Source organism: Corynebacterium amycolatum SK46 (assembly GCF_000173655.1).
Classification (GTDB): domain Bacteria; phylum Actinomycetota; class Actinomycetes; order Mycobacteriales; family Mycobacteriaceae; genus Corynebacterium; species Corynebacterium amycolatum_A.
This window is the reverse complement of the sequence record NZ_ABZU01000035.1, coordinates 1-3,999: the sequence shown is the minus strand read 5'-3', so window position 1 is coordinate 3,999 and position 3,999 is coordinate 1. Positions and strand designations below refer to the sequence as shown.

The window sequence follows — 3,999 nt, the reverse complement described above, 5'->3', positions numbered from 1 at the left end:
GGGCAATCCTCCTGCACATGGGCCACTAAACCGTGTGGGCATTAATTGACTGTGTGGGCATTGTGAATGCCAGCATTAATGCGAGCTTTAAGGTCTACGAACTTAGGATTGGTTGGAACTTCCCACAGCCGCCGCAGGCGATCATCAGTTGTGCCGTTGGTCTCGGAAACGCGCAGTGACTGAGGGATTTCCACATCGTCGATGATTCTGCCGGGTCGAGCTCCCATCACGACGACCCTGTGTCCGAGAAGAAGTGCCTCTTCGACAGAGTGAGTGACAAAGATGATGGTGGGGCGGTATCTCTGCCAGATGCCTAACAATTCTGCCTGGAGCTGTTCGCGGGTAAAGGGATCGAGTGCACCAAAAGGTTCGTCCATTAATACTGTGCGCGGGCTAGCGGCCAGCACCCTGGCAATTTGAGCTCGCTGTTGCATGCCGCCCGAGAGTTCGTATGGGTACCGATTGGCGGATTCGCTCAGTCCAACGGTGTCGAGCAGTCGCTGTCCCTCATCGGCATGTTCTCGGGTGCCGGTAAAAGTACTGGACAGATTGATGTTTTCGGCCACTGTAAGCCATGGAAATAGCGTGGCATGCTGAAAAACGACACCGCGTTCAATAGCAGGACCTGTGACTTCGGAGCCAGAGTCAAGAATTAGTCCAGAGGACGGCTTGAAGAAGCCGGCAATAAGCTTGAGCAAAGTGGACTTTCCACAACCCGATGGTCCGACGAGACACACAATTTCGGAATCGGGGATGAGGAGATCAATATCGCGTAGCGCCTCTACCTGGTCGCCCTTGTTCGTTTCAAAGACGTGGCTGACGGAATCTAGTTTCAACATGGTCTATCCTTCGGTTGCTTCCTGGTAGTGCTTCAGATCGAATGCCTTGACCTCACCCTGTTCCTGAAGAAAGTCAGCGGTATTATGCAGCGCCGTTGCCGCCTTCTTTAACTGTTCTTCCTGCTCAGTACTGTCAACAACATGAACGGCAGCTAGCTGCTTTTTGGTTTCATCAAAGCTCATGCCCGTTTGTGCTGCATTCGCGGAAATATAGGGCTTCGGGTTATTCCTGTATTCAGCTGCTGCCCAATGTGACAGTTTGAGCCAGGTGTCCAGTATTTCGGGGTACTTGTTTGCCCATTGTCGATCCACGATGGTGGCATTGAAGGTGGGTGCGCCCCGCTTTCCAAGCACGCCCGCATCAATGAGAGTGGTGCCAGTTGCCTGAAGCTCTGCCAATGTTGGGTTCCAAACAAAGGCTGCTTCTATTGCGTTGGACTTCCAGGCGGCAGGCAACTTGTCCGGTGAGATATTGACAATCTCCACGTCATGCTTCGGGTCAAGACCGGCCTGTTTAAGGGCGTTGAGTAACGCGTAATGAGATGTTGAGGAAAATGGCGTCGCAATCTTTTTGCCCTTGAGCTCCTGAATGGACTTCGCATTCTTTGCCACCAGTGCTTCGGATTCCTGATTGAGAACATTTACCTGGGGGACTGTCACATCCAGATTCAGTGGTTCACTGAGCGCTTTGGCAGCTGGAGTCGAGCCGACAAATCCAATATCTGCCGATCCAGCAGCAAAACCCTGAACTATGTCCTGACCAGCGGGGAAGCGAGTCCACGAAACATTGACATTTGGAAGGCATGCCTCCAGCAGTCCCTCGTTTCGAATAAATAGGTCGTTTCCGGGAACGATTTGGTAACCGAGTCTTACATCTCCTCCGACTTCCGAAGGTTCAAATGGACATTGCGCTGCGGCGTTACGCTCATAGGCACTGGCGGGCTTGCCCACGCATCCGGTGGTCAATGAGGCAGCGGCCAGGGTGACCGCTACGGCGGAGAGTGTCTTATTTAACTTGTTCATTGTGGTACTTACTGCTTTCCATGCCATGGAGCCAAACGTCGTTCGGCGAATAGGAGAATCTGGTCGACAATGACGGCGGTGATGCCGATCAGAATCATGGCGGCAATGGTCAGCGCAGTTTCCAGTTGGGTGCCAGAAACGTAGGCTACGCCACCGATGCCGGGAATACCATCGTTCATTTCTGCGGCGACGATACAGGCCCAGGACATACCGTTGGCCAGCCGAATGCCATTTATGAGTCCGGGCAGAGTGCCAGGAACAATTACATGCCGAAAGACTTGCGAGTTTGTAGCACCGAGAGTGCGGGCGGCACGGTTCCAATCCTGTGGGATGCCGATAATGCCGGTCAGTGTCGCGATGGTGATGATGGGAAAGGTCGCAAGGAAAAGCAGAACTACTTTGGAGACATCCCCGACACCGAACCACACGATGAGAAGGCCGATGTAGCCCAACGGTGGTAGGGAGCGGAGGAAACTGATGTACGGTTCGACGACAGCGCGCACTGCTTGACTGCGGGAAAGCACTAGCCCGACCAGCACACCTGCTGCGATTCCAAGACTCAGGCCGACCGCAATGCGCTCTAGTGTCGCTAGGAGATGCTGCCAGAGGAAATATCCCTGGACACCACAATCCCGGGAACCTGAGGGCGGAGTGGTGGGGACGCAACGATTTCCGTCGATAAGCTCTGTGAAAACTGAACCTGGACTGGGGAGAATGACGGGGTCGATGCCGCTAAATCGTGCAATCGCCCACCAAATGGCAAGGAAAGCTGCGAATACGGATAGTTGAAGTGTACGTAGCTTCAGTCGGCTTGATTTGAGGAAATGTGAGCTTCGTTTTCGGGACGGCGTGCGTCTGGGCGGAACCTCGTGTGACCCCGAGTTTTCGTTAGCAGATGTATCTGGTGCTACCGGTGGGGTAGCCACATTTATAGTTTGTGTTGAAGTGGTCATGACACAAAGTAGACCATGCTGTCTAGTTTTGTGTCGATTGTTTAGTTCAGCGTGAATTAAATTGGATGCGAAGCGTTTGGGAGTGCGTATTTAGGCAGTGCAACGCTGGTTAAGAATTGCTGCGTGTCTTCGTGAGAATAATCCTGTTAGGCAGTTCACTTTCGGGTACTGAGGTTGTGCTTGTTGTCAGTTCAGATAGAACCGAATCACAGTGGTGAATCTTGTCCCTCCATTTAGAGGTAACCAATTGGACATTTCAGCGAAATCATTGATGTTTTTAATCTTTCGTGAAACCGTTACATCGAAAGTACAACGGTGCTGATTCATTGGACCGAATTCTGCAATCTTGAGGTGTAGCATGAAAAAAGGTTATTCGCAACGGCCATAGTTGCCCTAGCTTTTGTCGGAACAGCGACAGGAACTGCTTCTGCTGAAAGTCGATCTGAGGCGGTACTAGTAAACGAGGTAATGAATTCGGGTAATCCTCAAGAAACGTACAATGCGTTGTCTAAAAAAGATAAAGTGGCCTTTTTGCGTGCTATGTCGCCATCCTCAGCAGAGCAAAGTGTTTCGGCTCCAGTTGTCACTGCAACACGCAGTGGTGGCACCTGCAGGACTGCTAACCATCATCAAGACTGGAAATCTAACTATGGGTTCGTAGTTGCTACTTCCTGGCTGTCGATGGAGTGGTGCTCATCAGGAAATAAAGTGACCAGCGTTAGAATCACTAACCAAGGTGGGGAGACATCAACTCCGGGATATACATACCAAGGCGTTTTGAATAGCGGAGCTCGTGCATCGGGCGCTTCAGGTCGAGCTTATTCAGAGATAGGCCTCAAGCTGCTAGACGGTGTGGACTTCGTACATCTACTTCCGGCTTTGCATCCCTGTATCAAACTTACTGGTTATGCCAATGGCCATACTGACGTTTTAGCTGATGTTAATGCCGGGAATGGATGTCGGCAGGTGTAATAGTGGAAATTCCGGCATACTACGATTTAATATGGACGTTTTTTCCGATTATTTATCTTGGGCTATTGGGAATTGTTATTCTCTTTGAAGTGCGTCGGAAAAGCGGCACGAATCGAATAATTGCATGGTCACTTGTGCAGTCACTGTTCCCAATCATCGGGTTTATCGTTTGGGGAATATTCTTCTTCAGTGAAAAGAGATTTGGCGACAAA

5 protein-coding genes are annotated in these 3,999 nt (G+C 51.1%); 2 read left to right on the top strand and 3 right to left on the bottom strand.

Going from position 1 to position 3,999, the window contains the following annotated elements; all coding sequences use genetic code 11:
• Window positions 1–41 precede the first annotated feature (41 nt).
• The 3 genes from CORAM0001_RS10745 to CORAM0001_RS11580 are packed head-to-tail and all read right to left on the bottom strand — an operon-like array spanning window position 42 to window position 2,386.
• Window positions 42–839: an ABC transporter ATP-binding protein gene (locus CORAM0001_RS10745; protein ID WP_040362002.1), complete on the bottom strand. Its 798-nt coding sequence runs from the start codon at window positions 837–839 to the stop codon at window positions 42–44.
• A gap of 3 nt (window positions 840–842) precedes the next feature.
• Window positions 843–1,889: a taurine ABC transporter substrate-binding protein gene (locus CORAM0001_RS10740; RefSeq protein WP_244262065.1), complete on the bottom strand. Its 1,047-nt coding sequence runs from the start codon at window positions 1,887–1,889 to the stop codon at window positions 843–845.
• Window positions 1,871–2,386 carry an ABC transporter permease gene (locus CORAM0001_RS11580; protein ID WP_244262064.1) on the bottom strand — a complete coding sequence of 172 codons (516 nt, stop codon included), beginning with the start codon at window positions 2,384–2,386 and terminating at the stop codon, window positions 1,871–1,873. Before CORAM0001_RS11580 ends, CORAM0001_RS10740 begins: the two co-directional genes overlap by 19 nt.
• Before the next feature lie 897 nt (window positions 2,387–3,283).
• On the opposite strand from CORAM0001_RS11580, the gene CORAM0001_RS11305 reads away from it, so the two are divergent.
• Both CORAM0001_RS11305 and CORAM0001_RS11450 read left to right on the top strand, forming a co-directional pair.
• A complete protein-coding gene (locus CORAM0001_RS11305) occupies window positions 3,284–3,787 on the top strand; it encodes a hypothetical protein (protein WP_157752558.1) in 504 nt (167 codons plus the stop codon).
• A 2-nt stretch (window positions 3,788–3,789) separates the two neighbouring features.
• The coding region (locus tag CORAM0001_RS11450) for a hypothetical protein (RefSeq protein WP_208854668.1) at window positions 3,790–3,999 on the top strand (210 nt) is incomplete at its 3' end.